Annotated in this window: 17 protein-coding genes; 4 read left to right on the forward strand and 13 right to left on the reverse strand. The window is 71.7% G+C overall.

The window, feature by feature from the left end; translation table 11 throughout:
* Window positions 1-343 precede the first annotated feature (343 nt).
* On the reverse strand, window positions 344-1,975 hold the full coding sequence (locus tag K7396_RS15880) for an MDR family MFS transporter (RefSeq protein ID WP_263295884.1): 1,632 nt from the start codon (window positions 1,973-1,975) through the stop codon (window positions 344-346).
* Between the two features lie 143 nt (window positions 1,976-2,118).
* Between K7396_RS15880 and K7396_RS15885 the strand changes: the two genes are divergently transcribed.
* Complete coding sequence (locus tag K7396_RS15885; RefSeq protein ID WP_086718783.1) at window positions 2,119-2,730, forward strand: TetR/AcrR family transcriptional regulator; 612 nt, start codon at window positions 2,119-2,121, stop codon at window positions 2,728-2,730.
* On the opposite strand, the gene K7396_RS15890 is transcribed toward K7396_RS15885, so the two are convergent.
* Window positions 2,712-3,383: a M23 family metallopeptidase gene (locus K7396_RS15890; RefSeq protein WP_086718782.1), complete on the reverse strand. Its 672-nt coding sequence runs from the start codon at window positions 3,381-3,383 to the stop codon at window positions 2,712-2,714. The two genes, K7396_RS15885 and K7396_RS15890, sit on opposite strands and share 19 nt — an antisense overlap.
* Before the next feature lie 951 nt (window positions 3,384-4,334).
* Between K7396_RS15890 and K7396_RS15895 the strand changes: the two genes are divergently transcribed.
* Entirely contained in the window at window positions 4,335-7,577 is a 3,243-nt protein-coding gene (locus K7396_RS15895) for an NACHT domain-containing protein (RefSeq protein ID WP_152104646.1), read from the forward strand.
* A gap of 445 nt (window positions 7,578-8,022) precedes the next feature.
* Here the strand turns inward: K7396_RS15895 and K7396_RS15900 are convergent, their stop codons facing one another.
* Window positions 8,023-10,548, reverse strand: coding sequence for an ATP-dependent Clp protease ATP-binding subunit (locus K7396_RS15900; RefSeq protein WP_086720454.1), 2,526 nt, complete (start codon window positions 10,546-10,548; stop codon window positions 8,023-8,025).
* Window positions 10,549-11,046: 498 nt separating this feature from the next.
* Between K7396_RS15900 and K7396_RS15905 the strand changes: the two genes are divergently transcribed.
* Complete coding sequence (locus K7396_RS15905) at window positions 11,047-11,754, forward strand: SCO3374 family protein (RefSeq protein WP_086720452.1); 708 nt, start codon at window positions 11,047-11,049, stop codon at window positions 11,752-11,754.
* Here the strand turns inward: K7396_RS15905 and K7396_RS15910 are convergent.
* The 10 genes from K7396_RS15910 to K7396_RS15955 all read right to left on the reverse strand — a co-directional run bounded on the left by K7396_RS15910 (window position 11,685) and on the right by K7396_RS15955 (window position 20,710).
* Window positions 11,685-12,023 carry a histone-like nucleoid-structuring protein Lsr2 gene (locus K7396_RS15910; protein ID WP_086720451.1) on the reverse strand — a complete coding sequence of 113 codons (339 nt, stop codon included), beginning with the start codon at window positions 12,021-12,023 and terminating at the stop codon, window positions 11,685-11,687. The two genes, K7396_RS15905 and K7396_RS15910, sit on opposite strands and share 70 nt — an antisense overlap.
* Before the next feature lie 156 nt (window positions 12,024-12,179).
* Window positions 12,180-12,698, reverse strand: coding sequence for an amino-acid N-acetyltransferase (locus K7396_RS15915; protein WP_086720450.1), 519 nt, complete (start codon window positions 12,696-12,698; stop codon window positions 12,180-12,182).
* A gap of 9 nt (window positions 12,699-12,707) precedes the next feature.
* Window positions 12,708-13,187 (reverse strand): BlaI/MecI/CopY family transcriptional regulator, encoded by a 480-nt coding sequence (locus tag K7396_RS15920; protein ID WP_233476803.1) that lies wholly within the window; start codon window positions 13,185-13,187, stop codon window positions 12,708-12,710.
* A 173-nt stretch (window positions 13,188-13,360) separates the two neighbouring features.
* Entirely contained in the window at window positions 13,361-13,540 is a 180-nt protein-coding gene (locus K7396_RS15925; protein WP_152104645.1) for a hypothetical protein, read from the reverse strand.
* Between the two features lie 46 nt (window positions 13,541-13,586).
* Window positions 13,587-14,201 carry a hypothetical protein gene (locus K7396_RS15930; protein ID WP_152104669.1) on the reverse strand — a complete coding sequence of 205 codons (615 nt, stop codon included), beginning with the start codon at window positions 14,199-14,201 and terminating at the stop codon, window positions 13,587-13,589.
* Between the two features lie 207 nt (window positions 14,202-14,408).
* Window positions 14,409-15,206, reverse strand: coding sequence for a type III pantothenate kinase (locus K7396_RS15935; RefSeq protein ID WP_086721871.1), 798 nt, complete (start codon window positions 15,204-15,206; stop codon window positions 14,409-14,411).
* Window positions 15,207-15,303: 97 nt separating this feature from the next.
* Window positions 15,304-16,365 (reverse strand): carboxylating nicotinate-nucleotide diphosphorylase, encoded by a 1,062-nt coding sequence (gene nadC, locus K7396_RS15940; RefSeq protein ID WP_152104644.1) that lies wholly within the window; start codon window positions 16,363-16,365, stop codon window positions 15,304-15,306.
* 147 nt (window positions 16,366-16,512) lie between these two features.
* Window positions 16,513-18,321, reverse strand: a complete 1,809-nt coding sequence (locus K7396_RS15945) for an L-aspartate oxidase (protein WP_223659999.1) — start codon at window positions 18,319-18,321, stop codon at window positions 16,513-16,515.
* Entirely contained in the window at window positions 18,318-19,553 is a 1,236-nt protein-coding gene (gene panC / locus K7396_RS15950; protein ID WP_152104666.1) for a pantoate--beta-alanine ligase, read from the reverse strand. The genes K7396_RS15945 and panC overlap by 4 nt, the downstream gene beginning before the upstream one ends.
* A 62-nt stretch (window positions 19,554-19,615) precedes the next feature.
* Complete coding sequence (locus tag K7396_RS15955) at window positions 19,616-20,710, reverse strand: Rossmann-like and DUF2520 domain-containing protein (protein ID WP_152104667.1); 1,095 nt, start codon at window positions 20,708-20,710, stop codon at window positions 19,616-19,618.
* A gap of 235 nt (window positions 20,711-20,945) precedes the next feature.
* Between K7396_RS15955 and K7396_RS15960 the strand changes: the two genes are divergently transcribed.
* Window positions 20,946-22,211: a threonine aldolase family protein gene (locus K7396_RS15960; RefSeq protein ID WP_223660001.1), complete on the forward strand. Its 1,266-nt coding sequence runs from the start codon at window positions 20,946-20,948 to the stop codon at window positions 22,209-22,211.
* The last annotated feature ends 87 nt before the right edge of the window (window positions 22,212-22,298 follow it).

A 22,298-nucleotide genomic window follows, 5' to 3' on the forward strand; every position in this document is an offset into this window, starting at 1 on the left:
GGGTGGGGAAAAGACCGGTGGGGTGCAAGTGGCTGGTCCGGTGCGCGTGGTGATCACACGTAAACGGGTCGCCCCGTAACGACAAAGTGGGGGCGGGCCATCACAACGGCCCGCCCCCACCCACATTCACTTGACTCACTCACGGGAGGGGACGGGCCGGAGGGGCGGGTGTGCGGGACGTAGAGCGAAGCAGTCCCACACACCCGCCCCGGAGGCCCGTCACCGCACCCACAGCCCCGCGCAGCGGACCCGGCCCGCCGCAGGCGCCACGGCGAGCGCACCGCGTAGCGGGCGACAATCGGCGAGCACCCCCCCCCGGAGGGAAAGCCGAAGACGCCGAGATTCAGACCGCTTCGGCGACCAGAACCCGATCCGCCGCCCCCTCTTCGCTCCCGGCGTTCGTCACCGGCCCGCCCCGTAGGGGAACCTCCTTGAGGAACCACGCCGCGGCGAAGCCGATGACGCTGATGGCGGCGCCCCAGAGGAAGACGTGATGCGTGCCGGAGGCCACCGCGTGCGCGTAGGCGTCCTTGATCATCGGGGGGAGCTGGGCGAGGCTCTTGGGGTCCATCTGGGCGCCGCCGCTGGTCATCTTCTCGCCGGCCGTGCCGATCCGTTCGGCCATCGTGGACTGCACCTGGTGGGTGAAGATCGCGCCGAAGATCGCGACGCCGAAGGAGCCGCCGATCGTGCGGAAGAGGGTGGCGGAGGACGAGCCGACGCCCATGTCCTTCATCTCGACGCTGTTCTGGGCGATCAGCATCGTGGTCTGCATCAGGAAGCCCATGCCGGCGCCGAGCACCGCCATGAAGACGCCGGAGGTGAAGCGGGTGGTGCCGGTGTCCATCAGGGACAGCAGGGCCAGGCCCGCGGTGATCAGTCCGCCGCCGACGACGACGAAGATCTTGTACTTGCCGGTCCGGGTGGTGACCCGGCCGGCGAAGAGCGAGACGGCCATCATGGCGAGCAGCATCGGCAGGAGCAGCAGGCCCGAGTTGGTGGCCGAGGCGCCCTGGACGGTCTGCTGGAAGAGCGGCAGGAACGTCATCGACCCGAACATCACGAAGCCGACCAGGAAGCCGATGAGGGTGACGAGGGAGAAGTTGCCGTTGCGGAAGATGTGCAGCGGCAGCACCGGCTCGCTGACCTTGCGCTCGACGATCACGAAGAGGGCGAGGGCGACCACGCCGAGGATGCCGAGGCCGATGATCTGGCCGGAGAGCCAGGCGTACTCGGTGCCGCCCCAGGTGGTGATGAGCACCAGCGAGGTGATGCCGAGGGTGAGCAGCGCGGCGCCGGCGTAGTCGATGCGGGTCTGTGCGCGCTTCTTCGGCAGGTGCAGCACGGCGGTCACCATGACCAGGGCGATCGCGCCGAGCGGCAGGTTGATGTAGAAGCTCCAGCGCCAGCCGAGGTGGTCGGTGATGGTGCCGCCGACGAGCGGTCCGCCGATCATGGCGACGGCCATGACGCCGGCCATCATGCCCTGGTACTTGCCGCGTTCCCGCGGCGGGATCAGGTCACCGATGATCGCCATGACGCCGACCATCAGTCCGCCGGCGCCCAGGCCCTGGACGGCGCGGAAGCCGATCAGCTGCCCCATGTCCTGTGCCATGCCGGACAGCGCGGAGCCGATCAGGAAGAGCACGATGGACGACAGGAAGACGCCCTTGCGTCCGTACATGTCGCCGAGCTTGCCCCAGATCGGCGTGGAGGCGGCGGTGGCCAGGGTGTAGGCGGTGACGACCCAGGACAGGTGGTCCATCCCGCCCAGTTCGCCGACGATCGTGGGCATCGCGGTGCCGACGATCATGTTGTCCAGCATCGCGAGCAGCATCGCGATCATCAGTGCGAAGAGCACCACGCGGACGCCGGCCGGCTTTTTGGCCGTGCCCGGGTCCGGTGCGGTGTCCGGTCCTGCGGTGGTCGTCATCTGCTTGTCCCCCGTCGGGGTCGCGGGTCGCGACTTCCCCATCACTCACTCCTACTTACTTGCCGCCCGGCTAGTTCAGTACAGTACGGAAGGTAAGCGGACAACTAGCCGGGCGTCAAGTAAGTTTCTCGGGTGCCCGGCCGGGCAGCCCTCCGACCAGGACCGACAACGCAGGAGAGAGCACCATGAGCACACAGGCGCGCAAGGGAAACACCCGCCAGCGCATCCAGGACGTCGCTCTGGAGCTGTTCTCCGAGCAGGGCTACGACAAGACGTCGCTGCGTGAGATCGCGGAGCGGCTGGAGGTCACCAAGGCGGCGCTCTACTACCACTTCAAGACCAAGGAAGACATCGTCATCAGCCTGTTCCAGGACCTGAGCAGGCCCATCGACGAGCTGATCGCCTGGGCCGAGGAGCAGCCGCGCACCCTGGAGACCAAGCAGGAGCTGATCCGCCGCTACAGCGAGTCGCTGCGCTCGGCCGAGCCCCTCTTCCGGTTCATGCAGGAGAACCAGGCGGAGGTGCGCAATCTGAGCATCGGCGAGACCTTCAAATCGCGGATGCTGGCGCTCTTCGGGCTCCTCAAGGAGCCCGACGCGGAGCTGACGGATCAGGTGCGCTGCATCACGGCGCTGTTCTCCATGCATGCGGGCATGTTCGTGATGCAGGGAGTGAGCGGCGACCCCGAGGAGAAGCGCAAGGCCGTCCTCGAGGTCGCCACAGAACTGGTCACGGCGGCGAACCCGCCGAACCGCCGGCCAGCCCGGCCGGACTCAGCTCAGACGGCGTCGCCGTGAGCCCGCAGGAATCCGGTCGGCTCGATGCCCGACCCGTAGTCGGGGCCGGTGCGGACCTCGAAGTGCAGGTGGGGACCGGTGGAGTTACCCGTGCTGCCGGACAGGCCGATCTGCTGGCCGGCGCCGACCTGCTGGCCGACCTGGACCTGTATCTGTGACAGGTGCGCGTACTGGGTGTACGTGCCGTTGTCGTGCTGGATCACGATGGCGTTGCCGTAGGCCGGGCCGTCACCGCCACCCCAGGGGCCGGCCTTGACGACGGTGCCCTTGTGGACGGCCTTGACGGGGGTACCGGTCGGCACGACGAAGTCCTGGCCACTGTGCTTGTGCGACCAGTGGCTGCCGGCGATGCCGAAGGGCTCGCCCAGCGTGTAGTTGCTGACCGGCTTGACCCAGGCGTCGGGCTTCACGGCCGCTTCCTTCTTGGCCTTGACGGCGGCGGCCTTCGCGGCGGCCGCGGACTTCACCTGCGCGTCGGCCTGCGCGGTCACGGCGGAACCGACACCCGAGGTGAGGTTCTGCAGGCCCGTGTCGGCGGCGCCGGCAATACCGGCACCCAGGGCGGCGGCAACACCGGCACCGGCGGCGACGACGGCCACGCGATTGCGCAGGGCGGTCTTCTTGGCATTACGGAGAGCGGTGAACTTCGACATGCGGGTTTTCCTCCAGTGAATTGCTGACTTCCCGGCTGCGGTCCGGGATTGCCATTCCTTGGTAACCCGCCTTTGCCGCCCCGCCAAGGGGCCTTTCTACTAACCAGGTCCGTACCAAGAGGGGGGTGAACGGGGCCCTTGCGTGCCCTCCGGAGCACCGTACGAAACACTCAAAATCGGACATCTCGCACCCGCTCGCGAGTCTCCTCCAGGGCACTTGAACAGGCATTTTCGCCATATGTCGCATGGGCGGCGCCCCTCTCGCCCCGGCCGACCCCCGCGCCCCCCACTCCTCGGCGCCGCGACCCCCGCACTCCCGCCGCCGACTCCCCCTAATGTTTTTAGTAGGCCCCAAATCGGCTGTGCGCCATGTCACCGATAAACAAGATCCAATGCCTTTTCGCGCCCCATTCGGGCGCCCGATCCGGGTCTTGGGTGTCTGTGACGCGGACAACTCCCGACCTCGCGGAGTCACCTCCGCGGCGCTTTGCGGCCCGGGTTATCCGCGCTTTGTGACCCGGGTTACCCGGCATTTGTGACGTGGGTTACTCGGGCTTTGCGTTCCGGGTTGCCGAGGCTTTGCGGCCTGGCTTACCCGGGATTACTAAATGTCCGAATTGAGGGTGGATGGGGGGTCGGTTTCCGTGACCGCCACCACAGCGCCCGGTACCGCCACACCGCCCGGCACCGCCACAGGCCGCCACAGGCCACCACAGGCCACCACAGGCCACCAGGTCACAGGCTCGCCGCCGTCCCCGGTCGTACCGCCGCCGGGCCACAAGCACGCCGCCGCACCCCGATCGCACCGCCACCGCCACTGCCCCGCCCCTGCCCCTGTCCCCCTCCCCGCCCGCGATCTGGCCGATCCCCGCCCGCTGACCCGACCGCCGCCGTGCCTGCCCCTCTAGCCTGGCCGACGGCAGCACCGGCCAGGGGGAGGGCGACCGCACGATGGACCCGTCAGCACTGGGGATCCGGCTCGCCTCCGGCGTGATCGCCCCGCTCGTGCGCAGGCTCTTCGTCCAGGAGGGGCCGGGCGCCGGCCTGGTGGACCGGCCGGTGCGGATCTCGGGGCTGGTCACCTTCACGGGCGAGAAGCGGACCCTCGCCGAGAAGGACCTGCACCGGCTCGCCCGGGAACTGGTGGACCGGGCCGTACGGTCCGCGGGTCCCGGTGAGCGCCCGCTGCCCGCGGACGAGGAGCCCACCGTGGCCGGTGCCCTGGCCGCCACGCTGCGCGGCCTCGGCACCCTCGACATGGACGACGTCCAGGCCGTCCAGCTGGGAGCCGACGCCCTCGCCGAGCGCCTGAGGGCGGCGAGCCCCGCCGCCGTCCGCGGCCTGACCAGGGACGCCGAGCTGCTGCACGACACCCTGCTCGGCCTCGCCTGCCTGCACATCGTGCACTTCTTCACCCAGCGGTCCGCCTTCGTGGCCCGCACCCTCGTGGCGCAGAGCCGGACCCTCGACGGCCTGGTCACCGCCATGGACGCCGTCCTCGCGCGGCACCCCTCCCCGCAGGCCGCCGACACCGCCTTCGAACGCGGCTACCTCGCCTACCTGGACCGCAAGCACGGCCGGCTGACCATCTACGGCATCGACCTCTCCCGCTCCCCGGACCGCTGGCCGCTGGACGCGGCGTATCTGAGCCTGGCGGCGACCGCCCCGGCCGCCCCCGAGGCCACCGCCGCCGGTCCCCTCCACGACGAGGCCGGCCCGCAGCCCGGACCGCCCGCGCCCCTGCCCGTCCCCGCCGACCAGGCCCTGGCCGGCCGCGACCGGGTGCTGCTGCGCGGGGTCGCGGGATCCGGCAAGAGCACCCTCGTCCAGTGGCTGGCCGTCTCGTGCACCAAGCCCCCCGGCGAGACGGCCCTCCCCCACCTCTACGGCCGGATCCCCTTCGTCCTCCCCCTGCGCACCCTCACCCGCGACGGGGCGCCCCTGCCCACCCCCGAACGGTTCCTCGCCGCCGTCGGCTGCCCCGTGTCCGGCTCGCAGCCCGACGGCTGGGCCGACCGCGTGCTGGCCGGCGGGCGGGCGCTCCTCCTGGTCGACGGCCTGGACGAGATCCCCGAGCGGGAGCGCGAGCCCACCCGCCGCTGGCTGCGCGACCTGTCCGACGCCTTCCCCGGCAACCTGTGGCTGGTCACCTCCCGCCCCTCCGCCGTACGCGACGACTGGCTCGCCGCCGACGGCTTCGGCGAACTCACGCTGTCGGCCATGAGCCGCGCCGAGGTCGCCGCGTTCATCGGACGCTGGCACGCCGCGGCCCGCCGCGACGCCGAGGACCCCGCACGCCTCGACGCCTACGAGCAGTCCCTCCTCGCCGCCGTCCACACCACACAGGACCTTGCCCGGCTCGCCACCAACCCCCTCATGTGCGGCCTGATCTGCGCCCTGCACCGGGACCGCCGCGGCTATCTGCCCACCGGCCGCAAGGAGCTCTACGACGCCGCCCTGGGCATGCTGCTCTCCCGCCGGGACCGCGAGCGCGGCATGGCCGCCCCCACGGGCATCGAGCTGAGCGACGAGCCGCAGATCCAGCTCCTCCAGCGGCTCGCGTACTGGCTCATCCGCAACGGCCGCAACGAACTCGACCGCGAACGGGCCGAGCGCATCGTCGGCGAGGCCCTGCCGGCCGTGCCCGCCGCCGCGGAACAGGGCGACGCGACGGCCATTTTCCGCCATCTCCTGCTGCGCAGCGGCCTCCTGCGCGAACCGGCCGCCGGCTCCGTCGACTTCGTCCACCGGACCTTCCAGGACTACCTGGGCGCCAAGGCCGCCGTGGAGGACGGGGATTTCGGGCTGCTGGTGGCGCACGCGGAGGACTCCCAGTGGGAGGACGTGATCCGCATGGCGGTGGCCCACGCCCGGCCGCGCGAACGGGCGGAGATCCTGCGGGGGTTGCTCGCCCGGGGGGACGGCATCGAGGACGACGCCGCTCGCCTGCGCGTCCATCTCCTGGCGATGGCAGGCCTGGAACACGCTACTGAGCTGGATCCGCGGGTGCGGGAGGAGGTGAACGAGCGGGCACGGGCGATCCTGCCGCCCCGAAGCCGCGAGGAAGCCAGGCTTCTGGCCGAGGTGGGTCACCTCGTCCTCGGGCTGCTGCCGGGGCCGGAGGGTCTGGAGGAGGACGAGGCACAGGAGGTGATCGCCACCGCCGCGCTCATCGGGTCGGACGCGGCGCTGGAGGTGATCAAGCGCTTCCGCTGCCACTCCGCCACCGGGGTAAGGTATCAACTCGCGCATTCCTGGCACGCGTTCGACACCGAACGTTATGCCGAGGAGGTCATGCGGAACCTCGACACCGACACGTCCGTCACGGTCGTCAACGCCGGCGAACTGCACACCCTGCAAGCACTGGGAGGGCGGCCGCGCACCGAGGTGACCGGGCCCTTCACCGCCCGGGAACTCCTCGCATCCCTGGACACCCGCCAGATCACACATCTGACGCTCACCGACAATCCCGTGATCGACGACTTGGCCTTCATCCGGAAGTTCCCGGCGCTCGAGTCACTGACGGTTCAGGACTGTCCCTCGGTCTGCAGCCTCGCTCCGCTCCAGGACCTGCCCCTTCGCTCGCTGGCCATCGCCGGGGCAGGCGACAGGGCGATTCCCCTCCATGGACTCGATGGTCTGCACCACCCGACGTTCTTGATGCTTCTCGCTGGGATGCCGACGGACGGCATGGCCGCGCTCCCCTCCCGTGCCCCGTTGACTGGTCTGGCGCTCGGGCAGCCCATCGGCGCCGACTTCACCCGAGTGACCTCCTGGCCCCGCTTGGAAAGCATCCAGCTGCTCCGCATCAGCAATGAGTTCGCCGAGGAGCAGTGGCATGCCCTCACCCGCCTCTCTAGGCTGAAGCGCTTTTCCTTCGGCCTGGCCGAAGACCACGTCCCCTTGCGGGTTCCCCCGGACCTTCGTCTTCCCCAGGTGGAAACCCTGAGCCTCCTCAACCCGGCACGCCGCCCCGCTTCCGACCTGAGCCACACGCTGGAGACGGTTCTCCCGGCCTTCCCCGGCGTACGCACGCTCCAGCTCTACGGCGCACACGCCCCCTCCATCACTCTCCCTTCCCTGTCAGCCCTCCCCGACCTCCAGGAGGTTTATCTCTCCTACGTCCGCCCAGAGGCCAGCCCTCCCTTTCCTCCCCATGTCAAAGTCACCCTCTACCCCCGTCCCCGTACATAGGCGGGCCGGTGTCCTCGGCCCATCCCCGATATGTGCGCGGCCGACGGGTGCCCGCCCGCATCTGCTGATCGCCGGCCTTTTGCTTCCGGGTTACTTCCGGCCACCCCAACCGACGGCATCTTCGCCGCCGAGCCACTCCCCCGATGGCCTCTCGCTTACGGCCGCGGGGTTCCCGGGCTTTCCCCGGAGTGGCTGTCGTCCTTTCCGGAACGGGACGTGCTCCGGAGGTGCTGGTGCGCCGCCCGTGTATTCCGCGGGGCCCGGCGTTGCCGGCGAAATGGGTGCCGTGTGCAGGGAGCGGCCGGGCATCGGCGGCGTTGTCCAGAAACGGCCGAAAATGACCTAGCAATTTCGGAGCTGAATTTCTCCGCCGCATACGGAACTGCCCCGGAACCGTGAGAAACGATTCCGGGGCAGTGCCGTGTGTGCGATTTACGCGGTGCCGTCAGGCGTCCTTGCTCAGGTTCGGGCCCGAGCCGCCGGTGGCGGACTCGATCGGCGGGGCGTCGGGCAGGGCCGACTTCTCCTCGCCGCGGAAGGTGAACTTGGCGGTGTCACCCTCGCCCTCGACGTCGACGACCACGATGTGGCCGGGACGCAGCTCGCTGAAGAGGATCTTCTCCGAGAGGGCGTCCTCGATCTCGCGCTGGATCGTGCGGCGCAGCGGACGGGCGCCGAGCACCGGGTCGTACCCGCGCTTGGCGAGCAGCGACTTGGCCTCGCCGCTGAGCTCGATGCCCATGTCGCGGTCCTTGAGCCGCTCGTCCACCTTGGCGATCATGAGGTCGACGATCTGGATGATGTCTTCCTCGGTGAGCTGGTGGAAGACGACGGTGTCGTCCACACGGTTGAGGAACTCGGGGCGGAAGTGCTGCTTGAGCTCTTCGTTGACCTTGTTCTTCATCCGCTCGTAGCTGGACTTGGTGTCGCCCTGGGCCGCGAAGCCGAGGTTGAAGCCCTTGGAGATGTCCCGGGTGCCGAGGTTGGTCGTCATGATGATGACCGTGTTCTTGAAGTCCACGACCCGGCCCTGGGAGTCGGTCAGGCGACCGTCCTCCAGGATCTGCAGCAGCGAGTTGAAGATGTCCGGGTGGGCCTTCTCGACCTCGTCGAAGAGCACGACGGAGAACGGCTTGCGGCGCACCTTCTCGGTGAGCTGGCCGCCCTCTTCGTAGCCGACGTAGCCGGGGGGCGAACCGAACAGCCGGGAGACGGTGTGCTTCTCGCTGAACTCCGACATGTCGAGGGAGATCAGCGCGTCCTCGTCGCCGAAGAGGAACTCCGCCAGCGTCTTGGACAGCTCGGTCTTACCGACACCGGACGGGCCGGCGAAGATGAACGAGCCACCGGGACGCTTGGGGTCCTTCAGGCCGGCACGGGTACGGCGGATGGCCTGGGAGAGCGCCTTGATGGCGTCCTTCTGGCCGATGACGCGCTTGTGGAGCTCGTCCTCCATGCGCAGCAGCCGCGAGGACTCCTCCTCGGTGAGCTTGAAGACCGGGATGCCGGTGGCCGTGGCCAGGACCTCGGCAATCAGCTCCTCGTCCACCTCGGCGACGACGTCCATGTCGCCGGCCTTCCACTCCTTCTCCCGCTTCGCCTTGGCGGCCAGGAGCTGCTTCTCCTTGTCGCGCAGGCCCGCGGCCATCTCGAAGTCCTGCGAGTCGATCGCGGACTCCTTCTCCCGGCGCACATCGGCGATCTTCTCGTCGAATTCGCGCAGGTCCGGCGGTGCGGTCATGCGGCGGATCCGCATCCGGGAGCCGGCCTCGTCGATCAGGTCGATCGCCTTGTCCGGCAGGAAGCGGTCGGAGATGTAGCGGTCGGCGAGGGTGGCCGCGGCGACCAGCGCGGAGTCCGTGATGGAGACGCGGTGGTGCGCTTCGTAGCGGTCCCGCAGACCCTTGAGGATCTCGATGGTGTGCGGGAGCGACGGCTCGGCGACCTGGATCGGCTGGAAGCGGCGCTCCAGGGCCGCGTCCTTCTCCAGGTGCTTGCGGTACTCGTCGAGCGTGGTGGCGCCGATGGTCTGCAGCTCGCCTCGCGCCAGCATGGGCTTGAGGATGCTCGCGGCGTCGATCGCGCCCTCGGCGGCGCCCGCACCCACCAGGGTGTGGAGCTCGTCGATGAACAGGATGATGTCGCCGCGGGTGCGGATCTCCTTGAGGACCTTCTTCAGGCGCTCCTCGAAGTCACCGCGGTAGCGGGAGCCGGCGACCAGGGCACCGAGGTCGAGGGTGTAGAGGTGCTTGTCCTTGAGGGTCTCGGGCACCTCGCCCTTGACGATGGCCTGCGCCAGGCCCTCGACGACCGCCGTCTTGCCGACGCCGGGCTCGCCGATGAGGACCGGGTTGTTCTTGGTACGGCGGGAGAGCACCTGCATGACCCGCTCGATTTCCTTCTCGCGCCCGATGACCGGGTCGAGCTTGGTCTCGCGGGCGGCCTGCGTCAGGTTGCGGCCGAACTGGTCCAGGACGAGGGAGGTCGAGGGGGTGCCCTCGGCGGGGCCGCCGGCGGTGGCGGCCTCCTTGCCCTGGTAGCCGGAGAGCAGCTGGATGACCTGCTGCCGCACCCGGTTCAGATCGGCGCCCAGCTTCACCAGGACCTGGGCGGCGACGCCCTCGCCCTCGCGGATCAGGCCGAGCAGGATGTGCTCCGTACCGATGTAGTTGTGGCCGAGCTGGAGGGCCTCGCGGAGCGAGAGCTCCAGGACCTTCTTGGCACGGGGGGTGAAGGGGATGTGCCCGGACGGGGCCTGCTGGCCCTGGCCGATGATCTCCTCCACCTGCTGGCGGACCGCCTCGAGCGAAATCCCGAGGCTCTCCAGGGCCTTAGCGGCGACACCCTCACCCTCATGGATCAGGCCCAGGAGGATGTGCTCGGTGCCGATGTAGTTGTGGTTGAGCATCCGGGCTTCTTCCTGAGCCAGGACGACAACCCGCCGCGCACGGTCGGTGAACCTCTCGAACATCGTTAATCGCTCCTCAGAGCGGTCAGGCAGTTAGGGGTCGGTCCCCTCCCTGTCCTTCCGCATGCTAGTCCCGCGGGGCGGGACAGCTCATTCCAACTGCCGACACCCGTCCGGATCACCCCCGCTCCGGCGGGGAAATTTACTGCCGAACAGCTGACATCTGCTCCAACTCGATGGTGCGAGACGATGTTCCCGCAGGCCAGGTATATACGCCCACTGCCACTACGCCCGTGGCGAACGCGCCCCGTACCGACACGCCGTCCGCCGTCGGCCCTCGGCCCGGCGGAGGCGCCTCGGGCGCCGGTCACACCGTCTCTTCCCACTGACACTGTCTTACCCGCCGGCACTGACACTCCATGCGGCGCAGGGCCCTTCCATCCGCTACGGGCGAACATCCGCACGCCACCGAAAGCCCCTCGCGCCCTCTTGCGCGGGCACGCTGCGTATCGCAGGTTCCACTCAGCGTAACTTCCGGGGTGGTGGGGAGTTGCACGGGGCATGGCCCGCGTGCTTCCGCGCCCCCGCAGCCCCTTCGCCCCCGTCACGCCTCCCGTTCCCCGCGCCGCGCTTCGCCGCCGGTACGAGGAGGAGCTGGGCTGGCCGACCACCGCCACGGGGCCGGTGGAGCTGCTGACGGGGCTGCGCTTCGACGTCCTGGAGATGCCGGCCGATGCGGGGGGTGCCGTATTGCGGCGGCTGCCGCGCACCGGCCCCGTGGCGCTGGTCCGGGCCGGAAGCGGCGGGAAACATCCGGCTGATCGGCCGAAATTGTTCATGCTCATCGCGGCCGGGGGTGCGGAGGAACTTCCGGGAATCCTGGAATGGCTGGAGTGGGGTGCTCTGGCGGCGGATCTCACGGCGCGGGGGGCCGGGGACCGGATGCCCGCTCCGGCGTTCCCGGGCGGCCCGGGACGGTCATACGGATTCGGCTCGTGGGAGGCCGCGGGGTGGGTGCGGCCTCCCCGGCCCGGGTACGAGGCGGGGAATTCCCTGCCCACCACGGGGTTCGGGACAGGAATCGGGGACGTTGGGGGCGCCCCCGACCTCGTACGGCTCGTGAGCGCGGCGGCGACGGAGTGCCACCGTGCCCGGTTGCGGCGTGCTCGTAATGCCCAATCGGACCGCGCGAACGGCGATCAGCCGTTGGCCTTCTCGAATGCCTCGCGAATGTCGGCGGGGACGCGGCCGCGGTCATTGACGTTGTAGCCGTTCTCCTTCGCCCAGGCGCGGATCTTCGCAGTGTCCTGGCTGCCGCCGGAAGCGGCGCCGCGCGACTTGCCGCGGCCCGAAGAAGCGCGGCCACCGGTGCGGCGACCCGCCTTCACGAAGTCGGCAAGCGAGTCACGCAGCTTCTGCGCGTTGCCCTCGGAGAGGTCGATCTCGTAGGACTTGCCGTCGAGAGCGAACGTCACCGTCTCGTCCGCCTCGCCACCGTTGAGGTCGTCGACAAGAAGAACCTGAACCTTCTGTGCCACCGGTTTCCCTTTCATCGAATGCGGATTACGACGGAAAGCAAACCGCTTTTCCGGGAAAAACACAAACCCTTGGGTAGGGTTCACTTGCCCGCAGACCGGGGAACGCATGCTTCCGTAGCCATGAGATAGGGGAGCGATTCGGACATAGAACACTCATCACAGGTGCAGAAGCATCCGGCTGTTACCCAGGGTGTTGGGCTTCACTCGTTCGAGGCCCAGGAACTCCGCAACGCCCTCGTCATAGGAACGCAGCAGCTCACTGTAGACATCACCGTCTACCGGAGCTTCGCCGATCTCCACGAAGCCGTGCTTGGTGAAGAAGTCGACTTCGAAGGTGAGACAGAAAATGCGCCGCACTCCGAGCCAGCTGGCAGTGCGCAGCAGCTTCTCCAGGACTTGGTGGCCGACGCCCGATCCCTTCAGGCGCGGATCCACGGCCAGGGTGCGGACCTCGGCGAGGTCTTCCCACATGACGTGGAGCGCTCCGCAGCCGACGACCTCGGCGTCTTCGTCCCGCTCGGCCACCCAGAACTCCTGGATGTCCTCGTAAAGCGTGACGGTGGCTTTGTCGAGGAGGATCCCGTCGCGCGAGTAGGAGTCGATGAGGCGGCGTACGGCCGGGACATCGGCGGTCCTGGCGCGGCGGACGGTGAGCCCTTTTGAATGCGGAGGCATGCCGGGACGCTATCGCCCGTTGCCGGTGGCATCCGCCCCGGGTTCATCCCCTTCGGCCGGCCCGGCTTCCCCGGTGCCTTCCGCTGCCGCCGCCGCTTCGTCTTGTTGTGCGGGAGCGGCCTGTGCGGGCTGTGGTGTCTGTTGTTCCGTACCGTCCGCGGGTTCGTCGACTTGCACCATCCGTACGGCGTCGCGCAGGGCGTGCCGTTGTTCCGGCGACATCATGCCGAAGAAGGCGACAAGGGCGGCCGCGGGGTTGTCGCTGGCGGACCATGCTTCGTTCATGAGTGCGGCCGCGTAGGCGGCGCGGGTGGAGACCGCCTCATATCGATAGGCGCGGCCTTCTGCTTCGCGGCGCACCCAGCCCTTCTGGTGCAGGTTGTCCAATACGGTCATGACCGTGGTGTAGGCGATCGACCGTTCCTTCTGCAGGTCTTCCAGGACTTCTCGGACGGTGACCGGGCGGTTCCACTCCCAGACACGCGTCATGACCGCGTCTTCCAGATCACCCAAGCGTCTCGGCACACAAGAACAATAGTGGGAGATGTCGCGAATGCCCGTTGATCTCGTGGCGTTTGGGACGGAAAAAGGCGGTACGGCCCGGGAGGGAGCCTCCGGGGCCGTACGGTGCGCCGCGGGCCGCCCGGCGGGCGGCGGGCGGCTCAGGCGCCGTGCGCCGTGGCCTCCTGGCCGGTGGATTCGGTGCGGGAGAGCGCGGCGTCCACGGCGGCGTCCTCCTTGGCCTTGTTCGCCCCGCCCTGGCTCTTGACGATCGTCACGATCAGGGCGGTGAAGGCCACGGCCATCACTACCGGCGGGAGCAGCGCTGCGACGTAATCCATGGCGTTCGGCCTCCTTTGGGCGGGGAGATTCCAGAGTACGCAGCGCTCAGGCGGTGCGGCTCTCGGGGGGCGGAGCGGGGCGCCGCCGGGGCGGGAACACCTCTCCGGGGGTGGGGATCGGCCGGTCCCTGCGCGGCGCCTTGGGGGACGCCGGCGCGGGCCGGGGCTTGCGCTCCGGTTCGGGCTTCCGCTCGGGCTCGGGCTCGCGCCCGTCGCGGGCCGCCGAGCGGCCGCCGGGCAGCGCGCGCAGCCGGGTCCGTACGGACTGTTCGGCCAGTTGCTCGCAGTGCCGCAGCAGGGCGCCGCGGCGTTCGCGCTCGGCCCGGCCGGCCGGGGAGGCGGTCAGGGAGCGCAGGGCGGCGAGGTCGTCGGGGCCGGGGACGTGACCGGCCGAGAGCGCCTCGGCCAGCTGCGCGAGGTAGCCGGTGGCCGAGCCGGGCAGGGCGTCGCGGTAGCGGGCGAGGTCGGCGAGGAGGAAGGCGCGCAGCCGGCCGCCTTCGCGGACCGCCTCGTCGACCGCCTCGGCCAGCCGGAGATATTCCTGGATGTCCTGCGACCACTCGGGCCCGGAGGCGCCGAGCGGGGCGGGGTGGGGCGTCGTCTGCAGGGCATGGGCGAGGGCGCGACGGAGCACACGCAACTCATCGGCGCTGAACGCCATGCCGCCGCGGGTTCCGTTTGGCATTGGCATGTGGCGACTTTACGACCGTTTCCGACAAAAGCCGCTTAATTCGTGAACGGTGGCGCGGCAGCGAGCCGCACCACCGCACACCGCGCGCCGGAAAAGGCACCCGGCCGGGGAATGCGCACGGGCCCGGAATGCGCCGCGGCGGTGCGGACCGCCCGCCCGCACCCGCCGGGCGCCTTGTCACGACCGGGCGATGTTCCGCTCGTAGACCAGCCGCAGCCCGATCAGGGTGAGCCACGGCTCGTGCGAGTCGATCACCGACGATTCGCCGAGGACCATCGGCGCCAGCCCGCCGGTGGCGATCACGGTCACCTCGTCCGGGTCCTCGGCCAGCTCGCGCGCCATCCGCTGCACCACGCCGTCGACCTGGCCCGTGAAGCCGTAGAGGATGCCGGACTGCATGGCCTCCACGGTGTTCTTGCCGATGACGCTGCGCGGCCGGGCCAGTTCGATCTTGCGGAGCTGGGCACCCTTGACGCCCAGCGCGTCCACGGAGATCTCGATGCCCGGGGCGATCACGCCGCCGACGTACTCGCCGCGCGCGCTGACCGCGTCGAAGGTGGTGGCCGTGCCGAAGTCGACGACCACCGCGGGGCCGCCGTAGAGCTCGACGGCCGCCAGGGCGTTGATGATCCGGTCGGCGCCGACCTCCTTCGGGTTGTCCATGAGGATCGGCACGCCCGTCTTGACGCCCGGCTCCACCAGGACCGCGGGCACGTCGCCGTAGTAGCGGCGGGTCACCTCGCGCAGCTCGTGCAGGACGGAGGGGACCGTGGAGCAGATGGAAATGCCCTCGATGCCGTCGCCCAGGTCGTCGCCGAGCAGCGGGTGCATGCCCATCAGGCCCTGCAGGAGGACGGCGAGCTCGTCGGCGGTGCGCCGGGCGTCGGTGGAGATCCGCCAGTGCTCGACGATCTCCTCGCCGTCGAACAGGCCGAGAACGGTGTGGGTGTTTCCCACGTCGATGGTCAGCAGCATGCTCCGCACCGCCTCCGGGTCATGTCGCGCCCGGCAGGACCGCCCTGGGCGGCGGGCGGTCGGGGGGCTCCTGCGTCGATGGTCGCGGGCATGACGGTCAGCCGTCCTCGCGCGCGTCGCCGTCCGCGCCCCGGGCACCGGACCCGTCGTCCTCGCGCAGGTCGAGGCCGATGTCGAGGACCGGGGAGGAGTGCGTGAGGGCACCCACCGCGAGGTAGTCGACGCCGGCCTCGGCGTAGGTGCGGGCGTTGTCCAGGGTCAGCCGGCCCGACGACTCCAGCATGGCGCGCCCGGCGACCAGCTCCACGGCCTCGCGGGTCTGCTCCGGGGTGAAGTTGTCCAGCAGGATCAGGTCGGCGCCCTCGGCGAGGATCGGCGGGATCTGGTCGATCCGGTCGACCTCCACCTCGATCGGCACCCCGGGGAACTCGGACCGTACGGCCGTGAACGCCGCGGCGACGCCGCCCGCCGCGACCACGTGGTTGTCCTTGATCAGCGCCGCGTCGGACAGCGACATCCGGTGGTTGACGCCGCCGCCGCAGCGCACCGCGAACTTCTCCAGGGCGCGCAGCCCCGGCGTCGTCTTGCGGGTGTCGCGGACCTTGGTCTTCGTCCCGTCGAGGGCGTCGGCCCAGGCCCGGGTGGCGGTCGCGATGCCCGACAGGCGGCCCAGGATGTTCAGCGCGCTGCGCTCGGCGGTGAGCAGGTCGCGGGTGCGGGTGGTGACGCTCAGCAGCGGGGTGCCGGCCGCGACGCGGTCGCCGTCCTCGACGTGCCGCTCGACGGCGAACTCGTCGGTGCACACGATCGACAGCACCGCTTCGGCGATCCGCAGCCCGGCGACCGTGCCGGCCTCACGGGCCGTGAAGTCGCCGGTGGCGACCGCGTCCTCGGGGACGGTGGCCACGGTCGTGACGTCCACGCCCTGGTCGAGGTCCTCCTCGATGGCCAGGTGCGCGAGGTCCTCGACCTGGACGGGGTCGAGTCCGGCGGCCACCAGGAGGGCGGCCAGGTCGGGGTCGAGGCCGCAGGTCAGCGGGTCGAGTTCGTAGGCGCCCTCGTCGCCGCCGCAGCCGCAGGCGTCGCCGCAGCCTCCGGGGGCGCCGTCGGCGGGCCGGCCGATCTGGAGGAGGGGGAGGTCGTCGCGGGTGCTGCTCACGGGCTGGGCTCCGTTTTCGGGGAGTCGGGCGGGGGGTTGCGGGGTGCTGTCCCGGCGGGCGGCGGGTCCGGCGGGCCGGTGGCCGACGGCGAGCCGCCGGGCGCCGGGGGACCGGTGGTCAGGGGCGGGGTGGGCGGTCATCGGCGGTCACGGGGCCGTGGTCGGCGGGAAGCCGGCGGTCGCCGTCGTACGGAGGGTCAGCGCGCGGTCCGCGTCCAGGGTGATGCGGAAGTGCCGGCGCCAGGAGGCATCGTCGCGGTCCGGGTGGTCCTCGCGCCAATGGCAGCCGCGGGTCTCCGCGCGGCGCTGCGCGGCGGCCACCAGCACCCGGGCGACGCACAGGAGGTTGGTCGCCTCCCACGCCTCCACGCCGGGCTCGGGGGACTTGTGGGCGGTCCCGGCGCTCGCCCGGGTCGCCTCGCGGTGGATGCGGTCCAGTTCGGCGGCGGCCCGCGCGAGGCTCTCGGCGCTGCGCAGCACGCCCGCCCCGGCGCTCATGATCCGCTGCACGGCGGTACGGCTCTCGGGGGCGAGGAGGGGGAGGGTGGTGCGCGGCGCGGACGCCGGAGCACGGTCGCCGGCGGAGTCCGGCGCGGGATCCGGCGCGGGGCCCTCGGTGAGGTCCGCGGCGATCCGCTCGGCGAAGACCAGGCCCTCCAGGAGGGAGTTGGAGGCGAGCCGGTTGGCGCCGTGCACGCCGGTGCAGGCGACCTCGCCGCAGGCGTAGAGGCCCGGGACGGTGGTGCGTCCTCGCAGGTCGGTGCGGACGCCGCCGGAGGCGTAGTGCGCGGCCGGGGCGACCGGTATCGGCTCGGTGACCGGGTCGATGCCATGGCCGCGGCAGGCGGCGAGGATGGTCGGGAAACGGGTCTCCCACATCTGCGCGCCGAAGTGCCGGCCGTCCAGATACATGTGCTCGACGCCCTGTTCGTGCGCCCGGCGCATGATCGCCTTGGCGACGATGTCGCGCGGCGCCAGCTCGGCGAGTTCGTGCTGCCCGGCCATGAAGCGGGTGCCGTCGGCGTCGACGAGGTGCGCGCCCTCGCCCCGTACCGCCTCGGAGATCAGCGGCTGCTGGCCCTCCGCTTCCGGGCCCAGATACAGGACCGTGGGGTGGAACTGGACGAACTCCAGGTCGGAGACCTCCGCGCCGGCGCGCAGCGCCAGCGCCACCCCGTCGCCGGTGGAGACCGCCGGGTTGGTGGTCGCGGAGAAGACCTGCCCCATGCCCCCGGTGGCGAGCACCACCGCCGGGGCGTGGACGGCCCCGACGCCGTCGTGCTGGCCCTCGCCCATGACGTGCAGGGTGACGCCGGACGTGCGGCCGTCGGCGTCCGTGAGCAGGTCGAGGACGAGGGCGTTCTCGATGGTGCGCAGCCCGGCGGCGCGGACCGCCTCGACGAGCGCGCGGGAGATCTCGGCCCCGGTGGCGTCGCCGCCGGCGTGCGCGATCCGGCGGCGGTGGTGGCCGCCCTCGCGGGTGAGCGCTATCTCGTCGCCGCCCGGGGCGGTGTCGAAGCGGGCGCCGGAGCGGATCAGCCGGTGCACGGCGTCCGGGCCCTCGGTGACCAGGGTCCGCACGGCCGCCTCGTCGCACAGCCCGGCGCCCGCCACGAGGGTGTCGGCCAGGTGCTGCTCGGGGGTGTCGCCGTCGCCCAGAGCCGCCGCGATACCGCCCTGCGCCCAGCGTGTGGAGCCGTCGTCCAGGCGGGCCTTGGTGACGACGACGGTGCGGCGCCCGGCCGCGGCGCAGCGCAGCGCGGCGGTCAGTCCGGCCACCCCGGAGCCCACCACCACGACGTCCGCCTCGATGGACCAGCCGGGGGCGGGGGCCGTCAGGCGTATGCCGGTGCCCGGTACCGGGCCGGGTCCGCTGTCGGTTCCGGTGCCTTTTCCGGTGCCTTTTCCGGTGCCTTTTCCGGTGCCTGTTCCGGTGCCTGTTCCGGTGGCGGTCATCGGGTCGCTCCGAGGGGGCCTTGGGGGGTGGTCGGGGGCGGGGTGGGGGCGGTGTGCGTGGGGGCCGGCGTGGTGCGGGATTCCTGGGGCGTGGTGCGGTGCTGCCCCGTGGCCCCGGCGTGCGCCGTGGTTCCGTCCTGCGGCGTGGTGCTGTCCCGGTGGGCGGTCGACGGCCGGGTCCGTCCGGCGCCGAAGACGAGCCGGATGTTGTCGATCAGCCGGGTGGTGCCGACCTTCGCGGCGACCGCGAGGACGGCCTCGCCCTCGTAGGCGTCCGGGATCTCGGTGAAGTCCGACGGGTCGACCAGCGCCAGGTAGTCCAGCGTGAGCGGCGGATCGAGGCGGGCGGCGTCCTCCAGGACCGCGCGGGCCGCGGCGCGCGCCACGGAGGGGCCGTGCGGGGGCCCGGCGGCGGCGTAGGCGACCGCGTGGGCGTCGGCGGCCGCCCGGTCCTCGCCGAGGGCCGCCAGGGCCGCGGAACGGTGCTGTGCCGCATGGCCCACGGAGGCGGCGCGGGCGCGCAGCGCCTCCTCGGCGGCGAGCCGGTCACGGGCCGCGAACAGCGCCGCCGACAGCGCGAGCGCGGTGGTCCGCTCCGGTGCGGAGAGGTAGCGGTTGCGGCTGGACAGGGCCAGGCCGTCCTCCTCGCGCACCGTGGGGACGCCGATGATCTCGACGGGGAAGTTGAGGTCGGCGGCCATCCGCGAGATGACCGCGAGCTGCTGGGCGTCCTTCTGCCCGTAGAGGGCGATGTCCGGCGCGGTCAGGTGCAGCAGCTTGGCGACGACGGTCAGGACGCCGTCGAAGTGCCCGGGGCGGCTGGCGCCCTCCAGGAGGGTGCCCATGGGGCCCGCGGCGATCCGGATCTGCGGCTCCCCGCCGGGGTAGACCTCGTCGGCGGACGGGGCGAAGACGGCGTCCGCGCCCGCCGCGGCGGCCAGCTCGACGTCCGCGTCCAGGGTGCGCGGATAGCGGTCCAGGTCCTCCCCGGCGCCGAACTGCAGCGGGTTGACGAAGACCGTGACGACGACCTGCCCCTGCGGGCCGACCCGGCGGCGGGCGGCGCGGATCAAGGTGGCGTGGCCCTCGTGGAGCGCACCCATGGTCATGACGACGGCACGGGCCCCGGCGCGGCGGGGCAGCTCGCGCAGAGCGGCGGCGGTGTGGACGAGGCGGGTGGGGTCGGTGGGGTGAGCCGTCTCCGGGGGCGGGGCCTGGCGGCTCGCGTCCATGGGCTGGGTCTGGCAGCTCGCGTCCGTGGGCTCGGCCGGGTCCGGGCTCTGCGGCGAGGAGGTCATCGGTCGCCTCCTTCGGGGCCGTGGTCGGGGGCGTCGGGACCGTGGTCGTCAGGGCCGGGGCCGGAGGCGTCCGGGCCGTCGTCGGGGGCGCCGGCGTCCGCTTCGCCGGCCGGGCCGGGGGCGTCCCGGTCCGCTCCCGGGGCGCCGGACGCGTCGGGGGCGGAGGCGCCCGGTGCGGAGCCGGGGCGCGGGGCGTCGCCGGAGTCCGCGAGCACATCGAGCAGGTCCTCGGCCAGCTCCGGCTTCAGCAGACCGTGGTCCAGCGCACGGTCCGCGGTCGTCCGGGCCATGGCGACGTACCCGGCGACGCTCTGCGGCGCGTGCCGGCGCAGCTCCGCGATGTGGGCGGCGACGGTGCCGGCGTCGCCCCGGGCGACCGGGCCGGTCAGGGCCGCGTCGCCGGAGCGCAGCGCGTTGTCGAGGGCGGCGCCGAGCAGCGGCCCCAGCATCCGGTCCGGGGCCTGCACACCCGCGTCGCGCAGCAGGTCCATCGACTGGGCCACGAGCGTGACCAGGTGGTTCGCGCCGATGGCGAGTGCCGCGTGGTAGAGCGGACGCGCCGATTCCGCGATCCACTCGGGCTCCCCGCCCATCTCGATGACCAGCGCCTCGGCGGCCATCCGCAGCTCGTCGGGCGAGGTCACCCCGAACGAGCAGCCGGCCAGCCGCTGGACGTCCACGGAGGTGCCGGTGAACGTCATGGCCGGATGCAGGGCGAGCGGCAGGGCTCCGGCACGGGTGGCCGGGTCCAGCACCGCGGTGCCGAACCGGCCCGAGGTGTGCACCAGCAACTGGCCGGGCCGCACCGCGCCGGTCTCGGCGAGGCCGCTCACCAGGTCGGCGAGGGCGTCGTCGGGGACGGTCAGCAGGACGAGGTCGGCGCGCGCGAGCACCTCGGCCGGGGTGACCAGCGGGACGTCGGGCAGCAGCGCGGCGGCGCGCCGCACGGAGGCGTCGGAGACGCCCGACACGGCGACCGGGCGGTGCCCCGCGAGCCGCAGCGAAGCGGCGAGGGCGGGCCCGACACGGCCCGCGCCGACGACTCCGACGGTCAGCCGGGCGGGGCGGTCCTGGGCCTCGGTGGGTGGCATTGCGTTCACGCGGCGATGGCCTTCCGTTCCAGTCCGCGGGGGGTACCGGACGATTCCTCGCCATGCTACGCGAGTGTTTCCGGCGGCTTTCCGAGCTGTACGGAAGGTGAGACGGGGGTCTCTCGCGAGAGTTTTCCACAGGGGTCGCGGCGCGGCGCGGGCCTGCGCCATGCTCGATGCCATGACGCGCGGGGAGCGCGGAGAAGCAGCAGAGAAGCAGCAGGCAGGGGGACGCATGAGGCACATGCGGGACAGGCGGACGGACGAAGGCGGCACCACCGCGGGGGTGGCTCCGAGCGAGGGGGTGGAGGCTCCGGCCGCGGGGGTGGCTCCGAGCGAGGGGGACGCCGCAGCGGCCGGGCGGGCGCGGCGGCGGGCCGCGCTGCGCGGCGCGGAGCGGATTCTGGCAAGAGACGCGTTCCTGGAGACCGTCCGCGAGCGGCTGGACCGCCTGGTGGCCGACGCCCCGGCCTCCTACGACCTGGACGACCGCCCCGACTTCTACGGCAACGACGACGGCGTGATCGGCGAGCTGGAGCGCCGCACCGCCCGCGCCCTGGGCACCGAGGCCGCCGCCTTCTTCCCGACCGGCACGATGGCCCAGCAGGTGGCGCTGCGCTGCTGGGCGGGGCGTACGGGCAACGCGACGGTCGCCGGCCATCGCCTCTCGCACCTGGAGGTGCATGAGCGCGATGCCTTCGCGGTGGTCGGCGGGCTGCGCATGGTGCATCCGACGGACGCTCCACGCCTGCCGACCGCGTCGGAGGTGTACGACCTGGCGGAGCCGTTCGGGACTCTGGCGCTCGAACTGCCGCTCCGGGAAGCCGGCTTCGTACTGCCGTCGTGGGACGAGCTGACGGCGGTGGTGGCGGCGGCACGGGACCGTGACGCGGTGGTGCACTTCGACGGCGCGCGGCTGTGGGAGTCCGGCCCGCACCTCGGCCGTACGCTCCCGGAGATCGCGGCCCTCGCGGACAGTGTCTATGTCTCCTTCTACAAGTCGCTGGACGGCATATCGGGCGCCGCGCTCGCCGGCAGCGAGGACTTCGTCGAGGAGGCGCGGGTCTGGCGGCACCGGTACGGCGGCCAGTTGTTCCAGCAGTGGCCGGCCGCGCTGACGGCCCTGATCGGCCTGGACCGGGAGCTTCCGCGGCTGCCGGCGTACGTGGCCCAGGCCGCGGTGGTGGCCCGCGCGCTGGGCGAGGGCCTGGCCGAGGCCGGTGTCCCGTGGTTCAGGGTGCACCCGGAGGTGCCGCACACCCATCAGTTCCAGGTGTGGCTTCCGCACCCGCCCGAGCTGCTCGACGAGGCCGCCGTACGGCAGGCGGAGGAGACGAGGACCGCGCTGTTCCAGAAGTGGTTCGAGCCCACCCCGGCCGGGCCGCCCGGGGTGGCCCTGACGGAGGTGACGGTCACCGCGGCCGGCCTGGACTGGACGGCGGACGAGGTGCGGGCGGCAGTCGGGGAGTTCGTGAAGTACGTGGAGCGCGTCAGGGGGTGAGTTGTAGGCCCGCCTCGGGCGCGGCGGACCACCCGGGGCGGACGGGGGTCGCGGGCAGCGGGCCGCGGTGGGCTGCCGGTGGGCTGC

The sequence above is a fragment of the Streptomyces angustmyceticus genome, assembly GCF_019933235.1.
Classification (GTDB): Bacteria; Actinomycetota; Actinomycetes; order Streptomycetales; family Streptomycetaceae; genus Streptomyces; species Streptomyces angustmyceticus.